We start from the raw sequence: 23,441 nt of genomic DNA, 5'->3' as shown, positions 1-23,441 counted from the left end.
CGCTCAGAACCGCCCCGACGAGGCTATTGCAGCGGTGCACTTGTATTAAGGGGTCTATTTTATGGCCTACATGTCGTCCAAGCTCAGTGGTCAGTCACCCGAAGTGTTTCACTTGGAGACTAGCGACACCAGTGGCTACGCCGTGGATTGGCACGCCCATGACTGTCATATGCTGCTGTTACCACGCCAGGGTGGGCTATTCCTGTCGACCGAAAGCAGCCAGATTGCTCACGTTTCGCCCCGGTTGTTTTCCTTTGTGCCGGCAGACTTTGCACACGCAACCCAAGCGGCTCCGGGGCGGGAGAAACATATGACCTTGTATGTCGATCCCTCTTACATCAAGCATCAAGGACAGATGAACGGTTACAGCGGTTTCGCCAAACAGGTAAATCGATCGGGGATCTGGCAAGGAACAGAGACGCTGGAAAGTATCTTGCGCCTGTACGACCAACTGCAAGGCAGTGCATCTGCGGAGGCCTTTCAGCGCCAATTACCCCATCTCAATCATCTGCTCTTCGAGGAGTGCGCGCGGGTTATCGCTTGTCAGCAGACTCAGCCGCAGCCGAGTGAACATCAGCAGCAGGCGACGCTGGTTCGCGACATACAGCGCTACATTCAGGAGAATCTGGAAACAGATTTGGATATTGAGTCGATTGGGCATGAGTTCCACCTGTCACGGCGTCACCTTACTCGTATCTTCAAAGACATTACGGGCGAAACCCTGCTGGATTTCACCAACCGCACCCGAGTGGAAACGGCCGCCCGGCTTGTTTCATGCACTTCACTATCGATCCTCGAAGTCAGCCTCGCGGTAGGCCTGGACTCCCCCTCATACCTTGCTCGACTGTTCAAGCGCCACCTGGGTCTAACCCCAAGCGGGCTACGCAAACCCCGCTAACGATCTGGCCCAAACGGGCGCATGGACGGCCCGATCAAGCGCTTTCGCCAAAATGATGCTGGCCACAATAGACCTCGTCTCCAACATTGAGAGGTCACAATGAACGACGTGGACGTTGTAGAAGTCTTCAAGTCCAGCCAGGGAGGCGACAAACGGGTATCCATCGCAATCGGTGCCGCCGGGCTTGGCGCTGAGCCGATCATGACGATGGCATGCGCCAATCTGCGACTCATAGCGACCAATAACGGGCCGGGCAGACTGAGTTATTGGCAGGAGCGAAAAGCAAAAGAAGTCATGATGGAAAACCTTGATTGCGGCATTCAGGTTTCGGCCGTAGCCAAGGAGTGTTCCTTGTCACGAAGTCATTTTTCCCGAGCTTTCAAGAATGCTACGGGCCACTCCCCACGTGATTGGCTTCAGCTTGCAAGATTAACCCGAGCGAAAGAATTCCTTGAGCAAACTGATTTTTCTATTACTCAAGTGGGCTTGGAGTGCGGGTTTGCTGATCAATCCCATTTCACCCGAATGTTCTCCAAGAAATTCAATATGACCCCAGGAAAGTGGCGGACACAGAAAAAGTCCCAGCTGTAGGGGGGATCCCCCCCTGGAGAATCCATCAAGGCCACCACACCCGTCCGATTGTCAGTCGGACGGGTGTGGTGGGTGCTGCCATTGATAGCAGGCACTCCTTGTTGGTTTTCGGTCCGCTATTTTTGATGGCTTGAGCAGGTAAAGTCCGAAGGGTCGAACCGATCGGTTGTGTCCATCCGGATACTGCGCAGGCTCACCGTTTCCAGGTGTGACGCGTATAAAGGCTCCGAAAAATAGCTGATCAGGATGGAGCGCCGGCGTGCGCCGATTGAGTTCAGACTGCCCGCATGCACTAAATCGGCATCAAACACCAGGATGTCACCCGCGGAGCCTGAAAGCTGCACGGACCGGGACTCGTCATTGAAGTCGAATGGCGGCGCTTCCTGGTCAGGGCGATGGCTGCCGGGGACGATACGTGTTGCGCCGTTCTCGGGGCCATAATCGTCGAAGTAAGCAATGGCGTTCACAATGTCGCCTGGCCGTTGGGCCGACAAGTCGCGGTGCAGCCGCTGATGACCGCCATCTGCAAGGGGCTCGCGACCCTCCACCTGCGAGAGGAAAAACCGTTCTCCGATCAGCTCACCCACCACCGTCAGCAGCTCCGGCAGACGACACACCGCCTGAATCTTCGTATCAGAATCCAGCAGCGAATGGCGCCAATCCATGCCGCGCGGCACTGGCCATTGGTCCGCCGGCTTCACGCCCGCATCGAACACGGCACGAAGGTCACCCAGCCATTCGGCCGGGATCGCTCGACGGAGCAGCGCAAAGCCATCTCGATGGAGTTGTTCACGGTCAGTCATCGATTCCTCAATTTCCTTGCCACCAACGCATCAAAAATCCTGCAGTTGCGCGCGCAACTGATGGACATCATAGAAGAACAAAGTGGACAGCCTGTTCTTCGCGCTCGTTCAGATCTGTTCCAGCAACCAGGTACGGAACGCGATAAGCGATGGCAACATCTCGTTGCGCGGCGGGTAGGTCAGGTAGTAACTGCGCTGGCTGGCGAACGGCTGGTCGAGGCTGATCAGCTCTGCGTTGGCCAACTCGTCGGCCACTAGAATACGTGGCACCAAACCGATGCCGATGCCGGCCCTGACGGCCTGGATCAAGTGCGAGGTGAGTTCGAAACTCGGCCCCAGCCGCATCATTCGATGGGGCAGGGCGTGGTGGCTGAACCACTCGCCCCAGACGTTAGCGTTGTTTGCGACGTTGAGCAGTGTCTGTGCGCCAATGCGCTCCGGCGTCCAGGCGTCGTGGAGCTCGGCCGCTTCTGGAGAAATGATCACCATCAGTTCTTCGGTGTGCAGGCGATGGCTGATCAGGCCCGGCAAATCGGCATTGCCGACGACGATCGCGGCATCGATACCGCTGGTTTCGAAGTCGATGGCGTCGATCCGGGAATTGATGTGCACCAGCATGCCGGGATGGGTTTTGTAGAAGTCATGCAGGCGCGGCAATAACCACTTCGAGCCGAAAGTCGGCAAGGTGGCCAGGCGCAAGGTGCCGCTGCCGGATTGATAAGCCATGGCTTGCAGCGTGGCGCTGCGGATGCGTCCGAGCGCTTCGCTCATTTCCCGCTGGTAGAGACGACCGACATCGGTCAACTGCACTTGCCGGCCTTCACGGCGAAACAGCGTCAGGCCCAGTTGCTGTTCCAGCGCCTGGACTTGCCGGCTCACGGCGCTTTGGGTCAGTGACAGTTCCATCGCGGCACGGGTGTAGCTTTCATGGCGGGCGGCGGCCTCAAAGGCCAGCAGCAACGACATCGAGGGCGTGAGGTGACGGTAATTCATTCGTAAAAGTCATCGATAGCGGCAGGATTATCCGTTTGTCCGGCGCCAGAGCCTACAGGATCATTGGCGTAGCCGACGACCTGAGGCTGACCCATTAATGCTCAGGCGACAAGTGTTTTGATTTTTTCCCATGATTAGACCGACAAGAGAACAGCCTGCGATGATCGCTCAGTTGCCCACCGTTGCACTTGCGGCAGACTACCCGGAATTTCTTCAGGCCCTGCGCGCCAGCGGCTTTCGTGGCCAGCTCAGCGCCGACTACGCCACTCGCACCGTGCTGGCGACCGATAACTCGATTTACCAGCGCCTGCCGCAAGCGGCGGTGTTCCCCATGGACGCGGACGACATCGCACGCATCGCGACCTTGATGGCCGAACCACGCTTTCGCCAGATCAAGCTGACCCCGCGAGGCGGCGGCACCGGCACCAACGGCCAGTCATTGACCGATGGCATCGTGGTCGACTTGTCGCGGCACATGAACACCATCCTGGAAATCAACGTCGCCGAGCGTTGGGTGCGGGTGCAGGCGGGCGTGGTCAAGGACCAGCTGAATGCCGCGCTCAAACCCCATGGGCTGTTCTTCGCCCCGGAGCTGTCGACGTCCAACCGCGCCACCGTCGGCGGCATGATCAACACCGACGCCAGCGGCCAGGGGAGTTGCACCTATGGCAAGACCCGCGATCACGTGCTGGAACTGCACAGTGTGCTGCTCGGTGGCGAGCGTCTGCACAGCCGGCCTCTGTCCGACGCGGAACTGGAAGTGGCATGCACGCAATCCGGCCGCATCGGCGAGGTGTACCGGACGGCGCGGCACATTCAGGAAACCCAGGCCGACCTGATCGAGTCGGTCTTCCCCAAACTCAACCGCTGCCTGACCGGTTACGACCTGGCGCACCTGCGCGACGAGCACGGGCGTTTCAACCTCAACAGTGTGCTGTGCGGGGCGGAAGGTTCGTTGGGCTACATCGTCGAAGCCAAGCTCAACGTGCTGCCGATTCCCAAGTATTCGGTGTTGGTGAACGTGCGCTACAGCAGCTTCATGGATGCGTTGCGCGACGCTAATGCGTTATTGGCGCACAAGCCGTTGTCCATCGAAACCGTGGACTCCAAAGTGTTGATGCTGGCGATGAAAGACATTGTCTGGCACAGCGTCGCCGAGTACTTCCCGACGGACGCCGGGCGCGCGACGCTGGGCATCAACCTGGTGGAGTTCAGCGGGGAAGACCTGGCGGACGTAAATGCTCGCGTGGCGTCGTTCGTGGAGCATCTGCAGGCCGACACGACGATTGAGCGACTGGGCCACACCCTGGCCGAAGGGGCCGAAGCCGTGACTCGCGTATACACCATGCGCAAGCGCTCGGTCGGGTTGCTGGGTAACGTCGACGGCGAGGTTCGCCCGCAGCCTTTCGTCGAAGACACCGCCGTGCCGCCGGAGAAACTGGCTGACTACATCGCTGAGTTCCGCGCCTTGCTGGATAGCCATGGCCTGGCCTATGGCATGTTCGGTCACGTCGATGCCGGTGTGTTGCATGTACGTCCGGCGCTGGATATGAAAGATCCGGCCCAGGCCGCTCTGGTCAAGCCGATTTCCGATGCCGTCGCCGAGCTGACCCGGCGTTATGGGGGGTTGCTGTGGGGTGAGCACGGCAAAGGTTTGCGTTCGGAATATGTCCCCGAGTTTTTTGGCGAGCTGTACCCGGCGCTGCAATCGCTCAAGGGCGCGTTCGACCCGCACAATCAGCTCAATCCCGGCAAAATCTGCACTCCGCCGGACGCCGCCCAAGGCTTGCTCAAGGTCAACGAAGTCACGCTGCGTGGTGACCTGGACCGGCAAATCGACGAGCGCGTCTGGCAAAGCTTCGGCTCCGCCGTGCACTGCAACGGTAATGGCGCCTGCTACAACTACGATCCCAACGATGCGATGTGCCCGTCGTGGAAAGCCACCCGTGAACGCCAGCATTCGCCAAAGGGCAGGGCCTCATTGATTCGCGAGTGGTTGCGTCTGCAAGGCGCGGCCAATATCGATGTACTGCAAGCGGCCCGAGGCAAATTGTCGTGGCTGAGCGGGTTGCCAGCTCGGTTGCGCAACAACCTGGCGCGCTCGCGCGGCGAGGCGGATTTCTCCCATGAGGTCTACGACGCGATGGCGGGGTGTCTGGCCTGTAAATCCTGTGCGGGACAATGCCCGGTCAAGGTCAACGTGCCGGAATTCCGTTCGCGATTTCTGGAGCTGTACCACGGTCGTTATCAACGCCCGCTGCGCGACTATTTGATCGGCTCGCTGGAGTTCACCCTGCCTTACATGGCCTACGCGCCAGGTGTGTACAACGCGGTGATGAGCTCGAAATGGGTGAGCCGTCTGCTTGAGCGACAGGTCGGTATGCTCGACAGTCCGTTGATCAATCGCCATAACCTGCAGGCCACGCTGACCCGCTGCAAGGTCGCTGTCGCCAGTGTGCCAGCCTTGCGCGAGCTCACTGTCGCTCAACGTGAGCGCAGCGTGGTGCTGGTGCAGGACGCCTTCACCCGGTACTTCGAAACCCCGTTGCTGGCGAGCTTCATTCAGTTGGCGCATCAGCTGGGTTATCGGGTGTTTCTGGCGCCCTATAGCGCCAACGGCAAGCCTTTGCATGTGCAGGGTTTCCTAGGTGCCTTCGCCAAGGCGGCGATCCGCAACGCCCATCAGCTCAAGGCGCTCGCCGACTGCGGAGTGCCGCTGGTGGGTCTGGACCCGGCGATGACCCTGGTCTACCGCCAGGAATATCAGAAAGTACCGGGGCTCAACGATTGCCCAAAGGTCCTGCTACCCCAGGAATGGCTCTGCGATGCGTTGCCGGAAAATCCGCATCCGGCGACTGATACATTCCGTTTGTTGGCGCACTGCACCGAGAAAACCAATGTCCCGGCCAGTACTTCGCAATGGGAAACCGTTTTTGCCCGGCTCGGGCTCAAGCTGACGACTGAGGCGACCGGCTGCTGCGGCATGTCCGGAACCTACGGTCATGAAGCCCGGAACCAGGATACCTCGCGGACCATTTTCGAGCAGTCATGGGCCGGCAAGCTGGACAAAAAGGGTGAGGCGCTGGCGACGGGATACTCCTGCCGCAGTCAGGTGAAGCGCTTTGCCAACACGCAATTGCGCCATCCACTGGAGGTTGTGCTAGAGCGCATTGTTCAGCCAGTTCGCTGATGCAAACGCTGCGGCTGATTGCACGCAGCATCAGTTCCTTGGCGTGGCGCTCCTGCCCGTCGGACAGGGCGCCCACGGGCGCGCCAAGGTGCATTGATGGTCTGGATTCAGCTGTCAGGAGTGAGCCGGGTAATCCACGTATCCACGCTGATCGCCACCGAAGAAGGTGCTCGGATCCGGCGCATTGAGCGACAACCCGTCGCGAATTCGCCGTGGCAGATCAGGGTTGGCCAGAAACGGTCTGCCGAACGCGATGATGTCCGCGCGGCCGTCGATCAAGGCCTGTTCCGCCGTCTCGGGGTCGTAGCCACCGGCGATCATCAGCACGCCGTCCCACGCTGCACGCAGTTGGCCGATGATTGCATCCCAGCGCGGATCGAAGTTCTCGTCCTTGACGGTGCCGACGACGGCAGGCTCGACGAGGTGCAGGTAGGCCAGATTCCACTGGTTCAACGAACGCACGATATGGCCGAACGTAGCTTGCGGCGTCTCATCGCCCATGCCCATGAAGCGTCCCATCGGCGTGAGGCGTACGCCCACGCGCTGCGCACCGACTTCGTCGACGACGGCAGCAACCACTTCCAATAACAGGCGCGCACGGTTTTCCAGGCTGCCGCCGTAGCTATCCTTGCGCTGGTTACTGTTGCTGTTGATGAACTGATCCAACAGATAGCCGTTGCCGGCGTGAATTTCCACGCCATCCATCCCGGCGTTCAGCGCATTGCGCGCGGCCCGGCGGTAGTCGTTGATGATGTCAGCGATCTCCGAGGTTTCCAGTGCCCGCGGAACCGGCACATCGCCCCACACACCGTTGCCATCCACGTCGACGATGAACGTCTTGCCCGGCACGGGTAATGCGCTCGGGGCCACCGGGAGGGCGTTGTCGGGCTGAAAGCTTGGGTGCGACACGCGGCCCACGTGCCAGAGTTGCATGAAGATCAAACCGCCGGCCTCGTGCACCTGGCTGCTGACTTCGCGCCAGGCCTGTACCTGCTCATCGCTGTAGATGCCCGGGGTCCAGGCATAGCCCTGGCCCTGTCGGGAGATTTGCGTCGCCTCGGTGATGATCAATGCGGCACTCGCACGCTGACGGTAATACTCGGCGTTCATGGCCGTCGGCACATCGCCCGGTTGCCCGGCGCGTGAGCGGGTCAGCGGCGCCATCGCCACTCGGTGCGGGAGTGTGTATGGCCCCAATGCGATGGGTTGGAACAGTTGCTGCGTCATAGAGTTTCTCCAGATTTCGAAAAGAGGGAGCAGGGCGGCGATGGACGTTTGGCCAGGCACCGTATGGCTGTAAGTTAATCCGCTGCATGCCGCTTGATAATCCGCATCAGCCTCTACGCTGCATTGCGTGAAACGCAACGCTGCGCAGGGTCAGGACGGTTGCTCCGAGCGGGTCAAAGGAAGGTTCAGCCAGCGTCGGCCGGTAGCGTTCGCCACGGCATTGCCGAGGGCGGCGGCCATCGGTCCCTGGACGATTTCGGCGGCGCCGAGAAACGGCTGTCCCGGCTGGTCGAGCAGGTGCACGTCGACCTTTTTCGGCACCTGCGAAAAGCGCAGGATCGGGTAGCCACTCCAGTCGTAGCTGCGTATGCCCCCGGCGTCATAGGCGACTTTTTCATACAGCGTCCAACTGGTGGACTGCACGATCCCGCCTTCCACCTGGTTGCGCAGGCCATCGGGATTGACGATTTGCCCGACGTCTACCGCCGTGACGACGTGATCGACCTGCACCTCGCCGGTCTGCGGATGTACGCGCAAGCGCACCGCGATCGCGCAATAACCCATGATGTTTTTATAGCGGGCAAACGCGAAGCCGATGCCCGCGCCGGGTTCGCTGCTTTTTTGCGACCAGCCGATGGCGTCGCGCACGCGCTCCACCACGGCCCGCGCCCGGGGATCTGCCAGATGCGCAAGGCGCAAGGCCACCGGATCGCTCCCGGCCCTGGCGGCAAGCTCATCGATGCACGCCTCGATCGCGAAGATGTTGATGTGCGCGCCCAGCGAGCGCATGGCAGAGGTGCGAAACGGCATCTCAGTGATGAAGTTCATGTTGATGCGCGTGGATGCCAGCGTGTACAGCGGCGCGGCATTGCGATCGCCGTCGCCTTCAGGTTGAGCGATGGGCACCGAAGGCGCAGAGATGAACGGTCGGGCCAGCAGTCGCGCCGGCAGCAACCGGCCCGCGTTGACGATACGTTCGTTATGCGGCGTGGTCCACAGTTCATAGTTCCAGTCCTGCAGTCGACCTTGCGCATCAAGATTGGCCTGCACTTCAGTCACCATCGCCGAGCTGTAGGGTTCCCAGAGATTTTCCTGCTCGCGCATCCACTGCACTCGCACCGGCGTGCCCGGTATTCGCATGGCAATCAACGCCGCGTCGGCCGCTGCATCGTCTGCGCCGTTGTGGCCGTAACAACCGGACCCTTCGGTGTGGATACAGCGAACGCGCTCGGGCGGTAGCCGCACCATTTCGGCGATCCCGGCGCGCAGCGGATACACGCCTTGGGTGTGGGTCCAGACGGTGAGGGTGCCGTCCTTGAACCAGGCCACGGCGCAGGACGGGCCGATGGATCCGTGCATCAGGTATTGCTTGGTCACGCGCGCTCGATAGCTCTTGTCGGTCGCCACCTGTGGGGTGCCCTCATGGCTGATCGGGTAGCGGCGTGAAGGCAGGCGCTCGAGCAATGTGTGGATGTCCCGTGACTCGGGTATGGCTTGACCACCGCTCCAGCGCGCCGATTCATATCCGTGGCGCATGGCCTTGATCGCTTGCCATTCATCACGCGCCACCACGGCAAGGTAATTGCCGTCGCGAATTACCTGCACAACCCCGGCCAGCGTTTTGATCGACTCCGCGTCGAAGGCTTCCAGCGTGCAGCCGGGACGAGGAGGGCGAATGACCCGAGCGTGCAGCATGCCCGGCAGACGAATGTCCTGAACAAATGCAGGGCCGCCGCTGACTTTTGCCGGAATGTCCAGTCGTTGCAGCGAATGACCGATCAGCTTGAAGCCCGTCGCGGGCATTGCCGGCGATTCGGACTTGGCATAGAGGTGCAGATCGACGTTTTTGACGGCGTCAGCGTAGGACATTCGTTGTCCGGCAGGGCCGTGAATGACGCCTTCCTGTGTCGTCAACAGTGGCGGTGCCACCTCCCAGCTGCGCCCGGCCGACTGCAGCAATAACTCACGTACCTGCGCCGCCGCGTTGAACAGCGCGGTGCCGCTGTCGAAAATGCTATGGCTGCCGGCGGTGTAGCCTTCGTTGGGCGTCAGGGCAGTGTCGGCCGTCAGCAGGTTGATCGCCGTCGGCGAAACCTCCAGACGTTCGGCGGCAATTTGCAGCAAGGCTGTTTTGACGCCAGTGCCCAATTCGACCTTGCCGGTGTAGACGGTGATGCCTTCAGGGCCCACGCGAATCCACGCATCGAGGTAGGGATTGGTGCGCAGGCTGCCGGGCAGATCAGGCGCCAGCACCACCGTGCCGAGGGTATCCACTTCGGTGTCGGCCCATGCACGACGCGCTGCCGGCACCAGGGTAAACGCCACCAGCAAGGCGCCTCCACGCAAGAAAGCCCGGCGACTGTGGTCGACTTTTTTCTCCACGGTCATGTCGCGCTCCCGTTTTGCCCTGCCACCAGGCTGATTGCCTCGATAATCCGCAGGTGGGTGCCGCAACGACACAGGTTGCCTGCCATGTGCTCGCGAATGGTCTGCTCGTCCGGGTGCGGATTGCTTTCCAGCAATGACTGCGCGCGCATCAGCATGCCGGCGATGCAGTAGCCGCATTGAGCCGCCTGTTTGTCGATAAAGGCTTTCTGCAAAGGGCTGGGACGTTCGGCAGAACCGAGGCTTTCAACCGTTCGAACCTTCTTGCCCTCAAGGCCCGCGCAGGGCGTCACGCAAGAAAAGACCGGTTTGTCATCGACGATGACCGTACAGGCGCCGCACTGCCCCAAGCCACACCCGTACTTGGCACCGTTCAGCCCCAGATGATTGCGCAGCGCATAGAGCAGCGGCATGTCAGGTTCCAGCTCCAAGGCTTGGGCCGAGCCGTTGACGTTGAGCGTGACTTGGGTCATTTCGTCTCCTGACGGATCGCTTCAATAGTGGAAGAGAGCTCTGTCCAGGGTTGGTCAGGCCTGGCTTGCTGGCGCAGGTATGACGCCAGGGCTATGAGTTGAACGTTGTCCAGGCTGGCGGCAAACGGCGGCATGACCGGTCCGGGCACGCCCGGAATTGCCGGCACGCCTTCGAGCACGGTTTTCAGGAAATTGCGTGCGCTTGGGGCTTGCAGTGCCGAGGTGCGATCCAGCCCTGGACGCCCGTCGATTTCGCGCATCGGCGCCGCAGGGGCATGACAACCGGCGCAGGCACTGGCGAACAGCAGGGCACCGCTGGTCTGGTCCAAGGTCTCAACGCTCCCGGCGCCGGGTAGGATTTCGGTGATCGCAGCCCTGGTTTGCAGGCTCAGCACATACTCGGCAATCGACTCTGCGTCGCTGACCGGCAAGCGAGCCAGACTGAGGCTGACCGGGCGCATCGGGCCTGCGGCTGTGCCGTGCCCGTCCACCACTTCTGCCCGCAGATAGTGGACCAACTGCTCACTGCTCCACGGGTTTGCGCGACGGGCCATGCCGAGCAGCGAAGGCGCCTCCCAGCCATCTACCTTACCGCCCGCGAGGCTTGCGCCGGACTGCTCGGCACCGATCAGGTTCAACGGTGAATGGCAGCCTGCGCAGTGGCCGGGGCCTTCAACCAGATAACGTCCGCGATTCCACGCTTCAGATTGTTGCGCTACCGGCGTCAGCGGCTTTGCATGCAGAAACAGCAGATTCCAGAACGACACCAGCGGCCGGAGGTTCATCGGGAAATTCATGTGGTTTTGCATGGCCGGTGAATTCACGGCAGGGCCGCTCATCAAGTACGCATACGCGTCGGCAATGTCGCCTTCGCTCATGCGCCGGTAGTGCACGTACGGGAAGGCGGGGTACAGGAAGTGGCCGTCGCGGGCGATCCCTTCACGCATCGCCCGCTCGAACGCCGGCAGTGACCATTGGCCGAGACCGGTCTGCGGATCGGGTGTGATGTTGGTGCTGTAGAGCGTGCCGAATGGCGTCACCAGCGGCAGCCCGCCTGCCATGTATTGACCGCCCGGACGCGTATGGCACACCGCACAATCGCCTGCTTCGACCACCCGCGCACCGCGCTGCAATTGCGCGGCATCGAACGTTCGCGGGCGCTCAATCGGTGCTATCGCCGGGCGCCACATCAGCATCGCTGCGCCGATTGCACCTATCGAAGCGAGGACGGCCGCGCTGATCCAGAGGGGGCTGGATCTCAGGAAATTGCCCTTCATGAGGGGTTGCAACGCGAGAGGCGCGCAATGCGCATCGATGAGGGATTCGGGATCATGAACAGCTCCTTGAGCATCCGGGGGAAGGGCGCTGATGGAGAGCCCTGCGCCAAGTGCCCAAGGTTAGAGAAAGCGCAAGCGCCGGAGTATTGCCAGGTCGCGCAATAGCGCTTTGCGCCAACGGCAACGCCGGGGTCGTTGCGGATGGCGCATCACTCCATTGCCCGGATGATGGATTCTCTGTGTCGGCCCATGCCCTTAGCCTTGGCATCACTTTCCCGAACTCAACGAGGTGTCATCATGCTCACGGGTAACCCTGCAGCAGCGGCCAAGGCCGAACAGCCTGCTTCACTCTCCGGCCTGATGGTCGCGTTCCTGGCATTTTGCTGCGGCGCGGTCGTGGCCAACCTCTATTACGCCCAGCCGATTGTCGAATTGATCGCGCCGCAGATCGGCCTGTCCAGCGCCAATGCCAGCCTGATCGTTTCACTCACACAGTTTGGTTATGCGCTGGGTCTGCTGTTGCTGGTGCCGCTGGCCGACCTGATGGAAAACCGGCGCCTGGTCGTGGGTTTCACCCTCGCGGCGAGCGTTACGCTGTTGTGTGCCGGGCTGACGCACTCGCCGTCGATGTTCCTCGTGTTTTCATTGCTGATCGGCCTTACTTCGGTTGCGGTGCAGATTCTGGTGCCACTGGCGGCGCATCTGGCGCCCGAAGCCACGCGCGGCCGTGTGGTGGGAAATATCATGAGCGGGCTGCTGCTGGGCATTCTGTTGTCGCGTCCGCTGTCCAGCCTGCTGGTGGAAGTGTTTGGCTGGCGCGGGGTGTTTTACAGCGCGGCGGCGCTGATGGCCGTCATCGCCCTGATCACCGCGGCTGCGCTGCCGCGCCGTGTGCCGACGCATCAGGCGACTTATGCCGCGCTGATCGGCTCGGTGTTTACCCTGGCTCGTCGCCATCCGGTGCTGCGTCAACGTTCGGTGTATCAGGGGTTATTGTTCGCCAGCTTCAGCCTGTTCTGGACGCTTGCGCCGATTGAGCTGATGCGTCACCACGGTTTCAGCCAGGCGCAGGTGGCGATTTTTGCCCTGGTCGGAGCGGTAGGTGCAGTCGCTGCGCCGATTGCCGGGCGCTTGGCCGATGCCGGCCACGGCCACCGCGGAACACGGGTCGCACTGCTGCTGGCACCGGCTTCATTGTTGATCGCTGCGCTGCCCGGCAGCAGCTACCTGTGGCTGGTGGTGTGTGCGGTGCTGCTGGATTTCGCCGTGCAACTGAACATGGTGCTGGGCCAACGGGAGGTGTACGCCATCGACCCGCACAGCCGGGCACGCCTCAACGCCGTGTACATGACCAGTATCTTCGTTGGCGGTGCCTTGGGATCGCTGGTGGCGAGCCCGCTCTACGAGCACTTCGGCTGGAACCTGTCTGCCGCATCGGTGGCATTGCTCCCGACCCTGGCTTTGGTGATGTTCCTCGGTCGCAAGGCCAATGCCTGAGCGCCGGGTGCCGGGGAGTCCGGTGAAGCACGGTCGTACAATACGGCTGGCGAACGGTGATGCACTATCATCACCGTTTCTTTTTGACCGGATTACGCTTATGGACAAGTTGCTGGCACTGAAGATGTTTGTTGAAACCGTGCGTTGCGGCGGTTATTCCTCCGCGGCGCGCAAGCTCGGCATCTCGACGTCTTCGGTCACTCGCCAGGTGGCGGGGCTGGAAAACGAGCTCGGCGCCAGCCTGCTCAACCGCACGACACGCAACACCAGCGTGACCGTCGCCGGGCAAACCTATTTCGAAAAGGCTGTGGCGATTCTTGACGCCATCGACGAAGCCGATGCCGTGGTTGCCGACCGTGGCAGCGAGGCGCAAGGACGCCTGCGGATCAGCGTCCCTGTCGAGTTCGGTCGGCGGATCATCGCGCCGCATCTGGGCCGATTGCTCGAGCGCCATCCGGGACTGGAAATAAGCGTGTCGTTGAGCGATCAGGTCAGCGACCTGCTGAGCGAACAGATCGATGTGTCAGTGCGTCTGGGATCGTCGGTGGTCAGTGAAGACATCGTCAGTAAACGGGTAGGGGCCTTCCAGCGCTGGGTGGTGGCCAGCCCGGATTACCTGAGCCGCCACACGGCGCCGTGTCATCCTCGCGACTTGCTCGAGCACCAATGCCTGCGCTTTGATTACGCTGGTTCGCACCAGTGCTGGACGTTCCAGGGCGATAAGGAAACCATCCAGCTCAATGTGCACGGCCGCCTGCAAAGCAACAACGCCGACATCCTGCGCGAAGCGGCAATCGCCGGCGGCGGGGTGACCCTGTTGGCCGACTGGCTGGTGCGCGACGACGTCGCCGCAGGCCGGCTGACGCGGTTGCTGGAACACTACGAAGTCAATCCCGGCAGTGCGAGCAGCTGCATCAACGCGCTGTATTTGCCCAACCACCGGGGATCCAGCCGGATCAATGTGTTTATCGATTTTCTAGAGGAAATCCTCACGCCTGGCGTGTCAGCTATACAAATGGCTGGCCAGTAAAGCCACGCGGTAGCCGTTGCAGTCCGGGCATCTCGATCAGCCGTTGGGTCCACTCTGCGCGCCAGTCGTTGGCGGCGTGGGTGGCTTTGGCTTTGCGTGCGGCCCGACGTGCGGCGTTGCGTTCGGCTTTGCGCGCTTCCTTGTACGCATCGGTGTTGCGGCAGCTTCTGCATTTCACCCGGTTCAATATGCTGCTGGAAGTGAGGTTGCTGCCTTTGTGCCCGCAGGCCAGGTGCCCGCCGACTTTGAAGTGAGTGACCATGGGACATACTCCTTCGTGATGTGTAAGCGTTCGACACCTGGCGGGTGAGGGCGTTCGTTCGCGTTACGGCAGGCAAAAAAATGGCCCGCATGCGGGCGGGCCAGGGGATGTTTTCAAAGGAGCAAGTGAACTGTAGGAGTTCGGTTGTGAAGACGGTGTGAAATGGCCGAAGGCACGAATAAAAAAAGCCCGGCAAAACGGGCCGGGTTGGGATGTAGCGCGAGTCTGGCAGGCAGGCATAACCACGGTGACGAAGAGGTCACCGCTCAGTGTGCTGAATTGGACTCTGTCCCTGGCTCAAATAACGCGGTCGCCTGATTTGAACCGAGGCAGTGGCGGCTCGACATGTTTGAGTGCAGACAACGCGCTGCGAATCTGCGGCGTGTCCTTCTCGATGTCGTTCAAGCGGTCACGAATCCTGAGCGCTGTCGGATGCCCCCCTTGATGATCGACCCAGTCGGCGATCTCCTTGCACGCAGCAGCAAGGCGGGCCTGACGGGAGTCAAGCAGGGTGAGCAGGGTGGCGATAGACTCTTTCTCGGACATGACAATCACCTCCGTTCAAGGAAATCGGCTAAAGGGCAACAAAAAGCCCGCGGGGGAGCGAGCTTTCTGCCGATGGGTCGCTGGTCCTTCAGCTCCTTCAAGTATAGACCCGGAAAATGAAAGTGGCCGGCGTCAAGCCAACCCGTGCGACACCGGCGAACTGGCCTCGTTAAGCCTGCGACATTCGCGCCTGGCGTCCTCTTCAAGATCGTAACCGTCACCGATAAAGCCGCGAGTACGGGTATCGATGATGCGATACCAGACGGCGGCGTCGGGCGGTGGATGACCGACTTCTCCGGCCCGGCGGCCATGAACGATGATCTTGTTGCAGCGTTTCACAACGAAAATGTCTTCCATGGCGTCCACCGAAGCTGTTCGTGTTCAGATCAAGCATAGAAGCGCTTTGCGATCATGCAAAAAACTGGTGGGTCAGTTCGTCGGTTCAGTGCACCCCTGAAGACGACTCATGGTGTTTCAGCCTTCTCGATGAGCTTCTCCAGAAACACCGCCAGCGCCACTTCCTCTGCCCTGAGCCTTTTACGCCCCCGCGACGGCGGCAGTCCGGCCAATGCGCCTTGCATAAACTCATCCACGACCGCCGGGTGGATGTAGCACTTGCGGCAAACCGCCGGGGTATTGCCCAATTGCCGGGCGACATGTTTGACCATGTCCACCACCTGCCGCTTTGCATCGGCTTGCGATTGCCACTGCAACTTGCGCAACACCGCCAACGCCAGTGCGCTGCCGGCCCAGGTACGGTAATCCTTGGCGGTGAAATCGGCACCGGTCAGCGTCTGCAAGTAGGCGTTGACGTCGGAGGAGCTGACGGTGTGCCGGTCACCGTTTTCGTCCAGATACTGAAAGAGGTTTTGCCCGGGAATCTCCAGGCAGCGCTTGATGATCCGCGCCAGGCGCCGGTCTTTTACGGCGATCTGGTGCTCGATGCCGCTCTTGCCGCGAAACTGGAACATGATCGCGCTGCCGTTGATCTCGACGTGACGGTTGCGCAGTGTCGTCAGGCCATAGGAGCGGTTGTCCCGGGCGTATTGAGTGTTGCCAACCCGGATCAGCGTCGCATCGAGCAAGGTGATCACCGTGGCCATCACCTTGTCGCGACTGAAGCCGGGAGTCGCCAACAGGGTTTCAAGCTGCTTGCGCAGTTTCGGCAGGGCCAGGCCGAAGTCCCGCAAGCGTGAATATTTGTCGGCATCGCGCACTTCGCGCCAGCGCGGGTGATAACGGTATTGCTTGCGGCCACGGGCATCGCGACCGGTGGCTTGCAGATGACCGCGCGGGTCGGGGCAAATCCATACATCGGTGTAGGCGGGCGGTACTGCGAGGGCATTGATGCGTTTGATTTCATCCGGATCGGTAATGCGGCGACCCGACGGGGCGAAATAGCCGAATGCGCCACGCAGCTTCTTGCGGGTGATGCCAGGCTGGCTGTCGTCGACGTAATGCAGGTCGGACGGCAGTCCCTCGGACAACGCGGTATCTGGCATGGCAGGCAATCCCGGGCGGCGAGTCAGGGTGTTAAGCCATTGACCACGCGCCATTGCCGGGGTGCCTAAAGAATGCCGACAGATTTCAGGCCAACACCGCCACCGCTTTGATCTGCGCCCAGAGTTGCTGGCCGGGGTGCACGCCCAGTTGATCCCGGGAGTAGCGGGTGATTCGCGCCAGCAGCGGTGTGCCGGCGGCATTCAGGCGGATCAGTACGTGAGCAGCGTTGTCGGCGCCGATTTCACTGATCACCGTGACCGGCAGGCGATTGAGGATGCTGCTCTGTTCGACGCCTTGCAGGCTCAGGCTGACATCCCGCGCCTGAACCTTGCAGCGCAATGCCTGGCCCTTGGTCATCGGCGCGTGGGCGACCCGAATGCTCAGGTTGGTGTCGGGCAGTTGCAAGGTCAGCAGCTGGTAGTCGGCGTCGTAGGCGCTGACGTGCCCTTCGATCACCACGCCGGCGTCATCGCCCAGCGCCAGCGGCAGATCGAGCCGGGCCAGGGTTTCGCCGATGGCGCCACTGGCCAAAGCCTTGCCGTTGCTGAGCAGGACGAGGTGATCGGCAAGCCGCGCGACTTCATCCTGGGAATGGCTGACGTACAGCACCGGGATGTCCAGCTCATCGTGCAATCGTTGCAGGTAAGGCAGGATTTCGTTTTTACGCTGGGTATCGAGTGCCGCCAGCGGTTCGTCCATCAGCAACAATCTGGGGCTGGTGAGCAAGGCGCGAGCGATGCCGATCCGCTGGCGCTCGCCACCGGAAAGCTTCTGCGGGCTGCGGTCGAGCAAATGGCCGATTCCCAGCAGTTCAGTGGCATGGGCCATATCGACCCGGCGCTGTTGGCGGGGGATACGCTTGAGGCCGAACTCAAGATTGCCCCGCACCGACAGATGGGGAAACAGACTGGCTTCCTGGAAGACATAACCCACGGCGCGTTTATGCGGCGGGATGAAAATCCGCCGGTCGCTGTCCTGCCAGACTTCATCGTTGATCTGGATAAAACCCTGCTCGGCCTGTTCCAGGCCGGCGATGCAACGCAGGCAGGTGGTTTTGCCCGAACCGGAATGACCATAGAGCGCAGTCACTCCACGGCCGGGCAATTGCAGGTCGATATCCAGGGCAAATCCCGAATAGCTCAGTTTCAAGCGCGTTTGAATCATGGGTCAGCTCCAGGCCGCTTTGGTTTTACGGCTGGAGTAGAGCGCCAGCAACACTGCAAAGGAGAACACCAGCATTGCCCCGGCCAGCCAATGGGCCTGGGCGTATTCCATGGCTTCGACGTGATCGTAGATCTGCACCGAGACCACGCGGGTTTTGTCGGGAATGTTGCCACCGATCATCAGCACCACGCCAAACTCGCCGACGGTGTGGGCAAAACCGAGAATGGCCGCGGTGATGAAACCGGGACGGGCCAGCGGCACAATCACGCTGAAGAACGTGTCCCAGGGGTTGGCGCGCAAGGTGGCGGCCACTTCCAATGGGCGAGTGCCGATGGCGGAAAAGGCATTTTGCAGCGGCTGGACCACGAACGGCATCGAGTACAGCACCGAGCCGATCACCAGCCCCGCAAAACTGAAGGTCAGGGTGCCGAGTCCCAGCGATTGGGTGAAGTGGCCGATCCACCCGTTCGGGCCAAGCGCCAACAGTAAATAAAAGCCAATCACCGTGGGTGGCAGCACCAGGGGCAGGGCGACGATCGCCCCGACCGGGCCGCGTAACCAGGATTGGGTACGCGACAGCCATAACGCAATCGGAGTGCCAATGATCAGCAGGATGACCGTGGTCAGGGACGCCAGTTTCAGGGTCAGCCAGATCGCGGAGTAATCGGCACTCGATAGCGTCATTTAGAGTTGGTAACCATAGGACTTGATGACGGCGGCGGCTTTCGGCCCTTTGAGGTAGTCAACCAATGCTTGGGCGGCCGGGTTGTCCTTGCCCTTGTTGAGGATCACCGCGTCTTGTTTGATCGGATCATGCAGGTTGGCCGGAACGATCCAGGCCGAACCGTTGGTCACTTTGCCGTCTTTGTAGATCTGCGACAAGGCCACAAAACCGAGTTCGGCATTGCCGGTGGACACGAATTGGTAAGCCTGGGTGATGTTCTGGCCTTCAACGATCTTGCCTTTGACCTTGTCGGTCAGGCCTTGCTTGGCCAGCACCTGAGTGGCAGCCAGACCGTACGGGGCGGCTTTCGGGTTGGCGATGGAAAGATGCTGATACTGGTTGTCGCTCAGAACCTTGCCCTTGGCGTCGACATAACCTTCCTTGGCCGACCACAGCGCCAGCGTGCCGATAGCGTAGGTGAAGCGCGAACCCTTGACGGTGTCGCCTTCGGTCTCGAGTTTTTGTGGCGTGGTGTCATCCGCCGAGAGCAACACTTCGAACGGCGCGCCGTTCTTGATCTGGGTATAGAACTGGCCGGTTGCACCAAAGGAGGTGACCAGTTTGTGCCCGGTGTCTTTCTCGAAATCGGCAGCGATGGCCTGGATCGGCGCAGTGAAGTTGGCGGCAACGGCGACCTGGACTTCGTTCGCGTGGGCGGACCCGAAAGCGAACACGCTGAACAGGCACACAGGGGCAAAACGTGAGGCACGCATGGTCATGAAACGGCTCCGTGGTAGGCGAGTGAAACGCTATATATAAGAATATATAGCGAAATACCTGTAAACGGAACTTGCCGGATGCAGAGTGCAAGGTAGGCAGCGAACTGTGGCGAGGGAGCTTACCTGTGGCAAGGCGGCTTTCTTGTGGCGAGGGAGCTTGCTCACGTTGGGGCGCGAAGCGCCCCAAAAGCTCGCGACTGCTTCGCAGCCGAACGGGAGCAAGCTCCCTCGCCACAGGTTGTGGTTAGTCGCAGCTTGATTAGCGGTGAAGCAATTTGGCCAATGCCTCATCCGCCAAACGCCGGGTAAGCTCTGCCGAAGTCAGTTCAACGCCCAGGGTGAACGCCTGCCCGGCCCAAAGGTTGCTGAAATCCGCTTCCCCTTTAGCCCGCAATGGCATCAGCGCACCGCCCGCCAAGGGGAAGGCCGGCGCTTTGGCGCTCATTGGCCCGAGTTCACGCATCACCCGATTGAGAATCCCGCGCGCCGGGCGCCCGGTGAAAATGTTGGTGACCGCTGTCTCGCTTTCCTTGGCCGTGCGTAACGCCTTGTGGTGGGACGCGCTGACCTTGGCCTCTGGCGTGAACAAATAAGCCGTACCTACCTGAACCGCCGATGCGCCCAACATGAAAGCCGCTGCGACGCCACGCGCATCGCTAATCCCGCCCGCCGCAATGACCGGCACTTTCACCGCATCAACGACCTGCGGCACCAACGCGAAAGTACCCACCTGGCTGCTCAAGTCATCACTGAGGAACATGCCCCGGTGACCGCCAGCCTCGTAACCCATCGCAATGATCGCATCGCAGCCATGCTGCTCCAGCCAGATGGCTTCTTCGACCGTAGTCGCTGAGGAGAGAACTTTCGCTCCGGTGGCTTTTACCCGATCCAGCAGCGATTTTTCCGGCAGGCCGAAGTGAAAACTCACTACTTCGGGACGAAACTCTTCGATCACTTCGCAGGCCGCGTTATCGAAAGGCGCGCGATTAGACACCGGCGTCGGTGCGTCGAAGTCGACGCCCAATTCCCGGTAGTACGGTTCCAGCAGGTTTTTCCAATCCCGGGCGCGCTGCTCATCCGGCGGCGGAGGTTGGTGGCAGAAGAAATTGACGTTGAACGGACGCTGGGTGTGTTGGCGAATCGTCTTCAGTTCTTCGCGCAACTGCTCGATGCTCAGCATTGCGGCGGGCATGGAGCCGAGGCCGCCGGCGTTGCACACAGCAATCACCATGGCCGAAGTCGTCGCGCCGGCCAAAGGGCCCTGGATGATCGGCAGCTCGATCCCGAGCAGGTCAAGAATGCGGGTGTCTGGCCATTGGCTCATGTGCAGTGTTCTCCGACGTCGAAACAGGGCAGGGACGGTAGAAGCAAGTTTGTATCAGTATTGCCTGACACAAGGCCAGTCGAGTTTTAATGCGTACAGGATGATCCGCAAGGCGCCAGCCGATGGGGATTGGCTTAAAGTCGGGTACGGTGATGGGGTTCCCTGTGTTATTTCAACAGCACGACAACTGAGCGATTCCACCAGGAGGCAATGATGTTCAAAGGCATTTTGATCGACAAAGACGACAGCGGTTACCGGGCCACGCTGCAAGAGATCGCTGACGATCAATTGCCTGAGGGCGATGTGACGGTGCGTGTGGCGTACAGCACGCTGAACTTCAAGGATGGCCTGGCGATCACCGGCAGCAGCCCGGTGGTGCGCAAGTTCCCGATGGTGCCGGGGATCGATCTGGCAGGCACCGTCGAAGTCAGCAGTCATCCGGACTACAAGGTCGGTGATCACGTCCTGCTCAATGGCTGGGGTGTGGGTGAAGGACACTGGGGCGGATTGGCGCAGAAAGCTCGCGTGAATGGCGACTGGCTGATTCCGTTGCCCAAGGCGTTCACTGCCGCACAAGCGATGGGCATCGGCACGGCCGGCTACACGGCGATGCTGAGTATTCTGGCGCTGGAGCACAACGGCGTGAGTCCCGAACAGGGCGACGTACTGGTGACGGGCGCCAACGGTGGCGTAGGCAGTTTCGCCATCGCGCTACTGAGCAAACTCGGCTATCGCGTGGTGGCCTCCACCGGCCGCACCTCCGAACACGACTACCTCAAGCACTTGGGCGCCAGTGAGATCATCGACCGCGCCACATTGTCGGAGCCGGGCAAGCCGTTGGCCAAGGAGCGTTGGGCAGCGGTGATCGACTCGGTCGGCAGCCACACACTGGCCAACGCTTGCGCGAGCACCAGGGCTAATGGCACCGTCGCCGCCTGCGGCCTGGCCCAGGGCATGGACTTCCCGGCGTCCGTCGCACCGTTCATATTGCGCGGCGTGACCCTGGCTGGGATCAACAGCGTGACCCAACCCAAAGCCCGGCGGATACTGGCCTGGAATCGCCTGGCCAAGGACCTGGATTTCGCCTTGCTACCGCTGATCAGCCACGAAATCGGCTTGAGCGAAGCCATCGACGCCGCGCCACGCTTGCTTGCCGGGCAGTTGCGCGGCCGGGTGGTGGTCGACGTCAATCGTTGAACGTTTCAGCATCAATCAAACAGACAAACTGTAGCGACAAGGAATATCGACCAATGGATGTAAAACTGCGCGAAGTGCAGCCCTTCAGCGTCTCGGGTTTGCAGGTGCGAACCCGCAATACCGCAGAGCAGCAACCGGATACCGCACGTATCGGCCCTATGTGGGAGCGGTTTTTCGTCGAAGATATTTTCGACAAGATCGCCCACAAACAACCGGATTCCTTTATGTACGGCGTGTATTCCAACTACGAGTCCGACGCGTCGGGCCACTTCGATGTGACCGCGGGAGTGGCAGTCACCGCGCCCTCCGAGGGCTTTGCGCAAATTCAGGTTGAGGGCGGCGATTACCTGGTGTTCAGCGCCAAAGGGGCGATGCCCGATAGCGTCATTCAGGCCTGGGGCTTTATCTGGGCCTACTTCGAGGACAACCCGCTGGTTCGCCGCAAGTTCGCCACGGACTTCGAGGTCTACACCGGGCCTGAGTCCGTGGCGGTCTATATCGGCATTCAGGACCCGGACGCGTTTTCACGTTCCAGCAACTGACGCTTGCGTTCCACGCCCCAGCGGTAGCCCGACAGGTTGCCGTCGCTGCGCACCACGCGATGGCAAGGGATCGCCACCGCCAAACTATTCGCGCCACAGGCCTGGGCCACGGCGCGCATGGCTTTCGGCGCGCCGATGCGCTTAGCGATATCGGCGTAACTGGCGGTGCTACCGGCGGGAATCTCCCGCAGGGCTTGCCATACCCGCTCTTGAAACGCTGTGCCGCGTACATCCAGCGGCAAATCCAGGCCGAGGGCCGGGGCTTCGATAAAGCCGACGACCTTGGCGATCAACTGCTCGAACTCGTGATCGGCGCCAATCAGGTTGGCGCGGCGAAACTTGTCCTGCAGGTCGCAGACCAGTTGATGCGGGTCGTCGCCCAGCAGAATCGCGCAGACTCCGCGCTCACTTTGTGCCACCAGAATCGCTCCCAGAGAGCACTGGCCGACGGCAAAGCGAATGTCGTTGTTCTGCCCGGCCGCGCGATAGTCCCCGGGTGTCATGCCGAGCAATTGATCCGCCGCCTCATAGAAACGGCTGTTGGAATTGAATCCGGCGTCATACAGCGCATCGGTAACCGTGCCGCCATCGGTCAGGCGCTCGCGAACCTTGCGTGAACGATGGGCGGTGGCGTAGCCCTTGGGCGTCAGGCCGGTGATGGCCTTGAACACGCGGTGGAAGTGGAAACTGCTCAAACCGGCTGCATCCGCCAGTTCATTCAACGCCGGTAACGTTTCGGCGGATTCGATTTGACGGCACGCGGCGGCCACGGTCGCGGCGTGTTGCGCGGCGACGTCGCTGTGATCTTTCGCGGCCCGTTTGCTGGGGCGATAACCCGCCGCCTGAGCTTGCTCGGCCGTGTCGAAGAATTCGACGTTCTGCGGTTTCGGCAGGCGTGCCAGGCTGCTGGGGCGACAGTAGATACCGGTGGTTTTCACCGCATACACAAACTGCCCGTCGGCACGTGGATCGCGCGCGACCACGGCGGCCCAGCGAGGATCGTTTTCGGTGGCGATTGTTGGCGATTGAGTTGTCATGGCTTCATGTCCGTTGACCCGTTTCATGCAGATTAACCAGCCGGCACCGACGCCACACT

The 23,441-nt window shown here is 61.1% G+C and carries 22 protein-coding genes; 7 read left to right on the top strand and 15 right to left on the bottom strand.

The window, feature by feature from the left end:
• Positions 1-61: 61 nt before the first annotated feature.
• Both ACEN8R_RS10540 and ACEN8R_RS10535 read left to right on the top strand, forming a co-directional pair.
• Complete coding sequence (locus ACEN8R_RS10540; protein ID WP_018929043.1) at positions 62-898, top strand: AraC family transcriptional regulator; 837 nt, start codon at positions 62-64, stop codon at positions 896-898.
• A 99-nt stretch (positions 899-997) separates the two neighbouring features.
• Positions 998-1,489 (top strand): helix-turn-helix domain-containing protein, encoded by a 492-nt coding sequence (locus tag ACEN8R_RS10535; RefSeq protein ID WP_495624845.1) that lies wholly within the window; start codon positions 998-1,000, stop codon positions 1,487-1,489.
• A 116-nt stretch (positions 1,490-1,605) separates the two neighbouring features.
• Here the strand turns inward: ACEN8R_RS10535 and ACEN8R_RS10530 are convergent, their stop codons facing one another.
• Positions 1,606-2,292, bottom strand: a complete 687-nt coding sequence (locus ACEN8R_RS10530; RefSeq protein WP_495624844.1) for a phytanoyl-CoA dioxygenase family protein — start codon at positions 2,290-2,292, stop codon at positions 1,606-1,608.
• A 108-nt stretch (positions 2,293-2,400) separates the two neighbouring features.
• Positions 2,401-3,285, bottom strand: coding sequence for a LysR substrate-binding domain-containing protein (locus tag ACEN8R_RS10525; RefSeq protein WP_026286638.1), 885 nt, complete (start codon positions 3,283-3,285; stop codon positions 2,401-2,403).
• Between the two features lie 160 nt (positions 3,286-3,445).
• Here ACEN8R_RS10525 and ydiJ point away from each other — a divergent pair, with 160 nt between their 5' ends.
• Positions 3,446-6,475, top strand: a complete 3,030-nt coding sequence (ydiJ, locus tag ACEN8R_RS10520; protein WP_495624843.1) for a D-2-hydroxyglutarate dehydrogenase YdiJ — start codon at positions 3,446-3,448, stop codon at positions 6,473-6,475.
• Between the two features lie 114 nt (positions 6,476-6,589).
• Here the strand turns inward: ydiJ and ACEN8R_RS10515 are convergent, their stop codons facing one another.
• From ACEN8R_RS10515 to ACEN8R_RS10500, 4 genes are all read right to left on the bottom strand, one after another.
• On the bottom strand, positions 6,590-7,702 hold the full coding sequence (locus ACEN8R_RS10515) for an alkene reductase (protein WP_495624842.1): 1,113 nt from the start codon (positions 7,700-7,702) through the stop codon (positions 6,590-6,592).
• A 150-nt stretch (positions 7,703-7,852) separates the two neighbouring features.
• Positions 7,853-10,090 (bottom strand): xanthine dehydrogenase family protein molybdopterin-binding subunit, encoded by a 2,238-nt coding sequence (locus ACEN8R_RS10510; RefSeq protein ID WP_495624841.1) that lies wholly within the window; start codon positions 10,088-10,090, stop codon positions 7,853-7,855.
• Positions 10,087-10,560: a (2Fe-2S)-binding protein gene (locus ACEN8R_RS10505; RefSeq protein WP_086945556.1), complete on the bottom strand. Its 474-nt coding sequence runs from the start codon at positions 10,558-10,560 to the stop codon at positions 10,087-10,089. The genes ACEN8R_RS10510 and ACEN8R_RS10505 overlap by 4 nt, the downstream gene beginning before the upstream one ends.
• Positions 10,557-11,756: a c-type cytochrome gene (locus ACEN8R_RS10500; RefSeq protein ID WP_495624840.1), complete on the bottom strand. Its 1,200-nt coding sequence runs from the start codon at positions 11,754-11,756 to the stop codon at positions 10,557-10,559. Before ACEN8R_RS10500 ends, ACEN8R_RS10505 begins: the two co-directional genes overlap by 4 nt.
• 378 nt (positions 11,757-12,134) lie before the next feature.
• Here ACEN8R_RS10500 and ACEN8R_RS10495 point away from each other — a divergent pair, with 378 nt between their 5' ends.
• Together ACEN8R_RS10495 and ACEN8R_RS10490 are read left to right on the top strand one after the other, a co-directional pair.
• Positions 12,135-13,334 (top strand): MFS transporter, encoded by a 1,200-nt coding sequence (locus ACEN8R_RS10495; RefSeq protein ID WP_477759118.1) that lies wholly within the window; start codon positions 12,135-12,137, stop codon positions 13,332-13,334.
• A 100-nt stretch (positions 13,335-13,434) separates the two neighbouring features.
• Positions 13,435-14,364 (top strand): LysR family transcriptional regulator, encoded by a 930-nt coding sequence (locus ACEN8R_RS10490; RefSeq protein WP_018929053.1) that lies wholly within the window; start codon positions 13,435-13,437, stop codon positions 14,362-14,364.
• On the opposite strand, the gene ACEN8R_RS10485 is transcribed toward ACEN8R_RS10490, so the two are convergent.
• The 8 genes from ACEN8R_RS10485 to ACEN8R_RS10450 all read right to left on the bottom strand — a co-directional run bounded on the left by ACEN8R_RS10485 (position 14,342) and on the right by ACEN8R_RS10450 (position 20,606).
• Complete coding sequence (locus ACEN8R_RS10485; RefSeq protein WP_192350413.1) at positions 14,342-14,626, bottom strand: hypothetical protein; 285 nt, start codon at positions 14,624-14,626, stop codon at positions 14,342-14,344. The genes ACEN8R_RS10490 and ACEN8R_RS10485 overlap by 23 nt on opposite strands.
• Before the next feature lie 297 nt (positions 14,627-14,923).
• Positions 14,924-15,172 (bottom strand): hypothetical protein, encoded by a 249-nt coding sequence (locus ACEN8R_RS10480; protein WP_018929055.1) that lies wholly within the window; start codon positions 15,170-15,172, stop codon positions 14,924-14,926.
• Positions 15,173-15,304: 132 nt separating this feature from the next.
• The gene (locus ACEN8R_RS10475; protein ID WP_495624839.1) at positions 15,305-15,529 is read right to left on the bottom strand and encodes a hypothetical protein; all 225 of its coding nucleotides are present in this window, start codon (positions 15,527-15,529) and stop codon (positions 15,305-15,307) included.
• A gap of 107 nt (positions 15,530-15,636) precedes the next feature.
• The gene (locus ACEN8R_RS10470; protein ID WP_495624838.1) at positions 15,637-16,674 is read right to left on the bottom strand and encodes a DNA topoisomerase IB; all 1,038 of its coding nucleotides are present in this window, start codon (positions 16,672-16,674) and stop codon (positions 15,637-15,639) included.
• A gap of 85 nt (positions 16,675-16,759) precedes the next feature.
• Entirely contained in the window at positions 16,760-17,839 is a 1,080-nt protein-coding gene (modC, locus tag ACEN8R_RS10465; RefSeq protein ID WP_495624837.1) for a molybdenum ABC transporter ATP-binding protein, read from the bottom strand.
• Between the two features lie 3 nt (positions 17,840-17,842).
• Positions 17,843-18,523, bottom strand: coding sequence for a molybdate ABC transporter permease subunit (modB, locus tag ACEN8R_RS10460; RefSeq protein ID WP_018929058.1), 681 nt, complete (start codon positions 18,521-18,523; stop codon positions 17,843-17,845).
• The gene (gene modA / locus ACEN8R_RS10455) at positions 18,524-19,276 is read right to left on the bottom strand and encodes a molybdate ABC transporter substrate-binding protein (RefSeq protein ID WP_374727784.1); all 753 of its coding nucleotides are present in this window, start codon (positions 19,274-19,276) and stop codon (positions 18,524-18,526) included.
• Between the two features lie 265 nt (positions 19,277-19,541).
• Positions 19,542-20,606: an NAD(P)H-dependent flavin oxidoreductase gene (locus ACEN8R_RS10450; protein WP_495624836.1), complete on the bottom strand. Its 1,065-nt coding sequence runs from the start codon at positions 20,604-20,606 to the stop codon at positions 19,542-19,544.
• A gap of 213 nt (positions 20,607-20,819) precedes the next feature.
• Between ACEN8R_RS10450 and acuI the strand changes: the two genes are divergently transcribed.
• Together acuI and ACEN8R_RS10440 are read left to right on the top strand one after the other, a co-directional pair.
• Positions 20,820-21,803, top strand: a complete 984-nt coding sequence (acuI, locus tag ACEN8R_RS10445; protein WP_495624835.1) for an acrylyl-CoA reductase (NADPH) — start codon at positions 20,820-20,822, stop codon at positions 21,801-21,803.
• Between the two features lie 53 nt (positions 21,804-21,856).
• Positions 21,857-22,345: a GyrI-like domain-containing protein gene (locus tag ACEN8R_RS10440; protein ID WP_495624834.1), complete on the top strand. Its 489-nt coding sequence runs from the start codon at positions 21,857-21,859 to the stop codon at positions 22,343-22,345.
• On the opposite strand, the gene ada is transcribed toward ACEN8R_RS10440, so the two are convergent.
• On the bottom strand, positions 22,309-23,382 hold the full coding sequence (ada, locus tag ACEN8R_RS10435) for a bifunctional DNA-binding transcriptional regulator/O6-methylguanine-DNA methyltransferase Ada (RefSeq protein ID WP_258614265.1): 1,074 nt from the start codon (positions 23,380-23,382) through the stop codon (positions 22,309-22,311). The two genes, ACEN8R_RS10440 and ada, sit on opposite strands and share 37 nt — an antisense overlap.
• Between the last annotated feature and the right edge of the window lie 59 nt (positions 23,383-23,441).

The organism is Pseudomonas sp. Pseusp15, from assembly GCF_059492165.1.
Note: the sequence above shows the minus strand (reverse complement) of the source record. Positions and strands in the feature narration are given on the sequence as shown.

Bases quoted from the DNA above. Each gene is read 5' to 3' on its own strand.
- ACEN8R_RS10540 (WP_018929043.1), top strand. From the start codon at position 62: ATGGCCTACATGTCGTCCAAGCTCAGTGGTCAGTCACCCGAAGTGTTT.
- ACEN8R_RS10535 (WP_495624845.1), top strand. From the start codon at position 998: ATGAACGACGTGGACGTTGTAGAAGTCTTCAAGTCCAGCCAGGGAGGC.
- ACEN8R_RS10530 (WP_495624844.1), bottom strand. From the start codon at position 2,292: ATGACTGACCGTGAACAACTCCATCGAGATGGCTTTGCGCTGCTCCGT.
- ACEN8R_RS10525 (WP_026286638.1), bottom strand. From the start codon at position 3,285: ATGAATTACCGTCACCTCACGCCCTCGATGTCGTTGCTGCTGGCCTTT.
- ydiJ (WP_495624843.1), top strand. From the start codon at position 3,446: ATGATCGCTCAGTTGCCCACCGTTGCACTTGCGGCAGACTACCCGGAA.
- ACEN8R_RS10515 (WP_495624842.1), bottom strand. From the start codon at position 7,702: ATGACGCAGCAACTGTTCCAACCCATCGCATTGGGGCCATACACACTC.
- ACEN8R_RS10510 (WP_495624841.1), bottom strand. From the start codon at position 10,090: ATGACCGTGGAGAAAAAAGTCGACCACAGTCGCCGGGCTTTCTTGCGT.
- ACEN8R_RS10505 (WP_086945556.1), bottom strand. From the start codon at position 10,560: ATGACCCAAGTCACGCTCAACGTCAACGGCTCGGCCCAAGCCTTGGAG.
- ACEN8R_RS10500 (WP_495624840.1), bottom strand. From the start codon at position 11,756: ATGCTGATGTGGCGCCCGGCGATAGCACCGATTGAGCGCCCGCGAACG.
- ACEN8R_RS10495 (WP_477759118.1), top strand. From the start codon at position 12,135: ATGCTCACGGGTAACCCTGCAGCAGCGGCCAAGGCCGAACAGCCTGCT.
- ACEN8R_RS10490 (WP_018929053.1), top strand. From the start codon at position 13,435: ATGGACAAGTTGCTGGCACTGAAGATGTTTGTTGAAACCGTGCGTTGC.
- ACEN8R_RS10485 (WP_192350413.1), bottom strand. From the start codon at position 14,626: ATGGTCACTCACTTCAAAGTCGGCGGGCACCTGGCCTGCGGGCACAAA.
- ACEN8R_RS10480 (WP_018929055.1), bottom strand. From the start codon at position 15,172: ATGTCCGAGAAAGAGTCTATCGCCACCCTGCTCACCCTGCTTGACTCC.
- ACEN8R_RS10475 (WP_495624839.1), bottom strand. From the start codon at position 15,529: ATGGAAGACATTTTCGTTGTGAAACGCTGCAACAAGATCATCGTTCAT.
- ACEN8R_RS10470 (WP_495624838.1), bottom strand. From the start codon at position 16,674: ATGCCAGATACCGCGTTGTCCGAGGGACTGCCGTCCGACCTGCATTAC.
- modC (WP_495624837.1), bottom strand. From the start codon at position 17,839: ATGATTCAAACGCGCTTGAAACTGAGCTATTCGGGATTTGCCCTGGAT.
- modB (WP_018929058.1), bottom strand. From the start codon at position 18,523: ATGACGCTATCGAGTGCCGATTACTCCGCGATCTGGCTGACCCTGAAA.
- modA (WP_374727784.1), bottom strand. From the start codon at position 19,276: ATGCGTGCCTCACGTTTTGCCCCTGTGTGCCTGTTCAGCGTGTTCGCT.
- ACEN8R_RS10450 (WP_495624836.1), bottom strand. From the start codon at position 20,606: ATGAGCCAATGGCCAGACACCCGCATTCTTGACCTGCTCGGGATCGAG.
- acuI (WP_495624835.1), top strand. From the start codon at position 20,820: ATGTTCAAAGGCATTTTGATCGACAAAGACGACAGCGGTTACCGGGCC.
- ACEN8R_RS10440 (WP_495624834.1), top strand. From the start codon at position 21,857: ATGGATGTAAAACTGCGCGAAGTGCAGCCCTTCAGCGTCTCGGGTTTG.
- ada (WP_258614265.1), bottom strand. From the start codon at position 23,382: ATGACAACTCAATCGCCAACAATCGCCACCGAAAACGATCCTCGCTGG.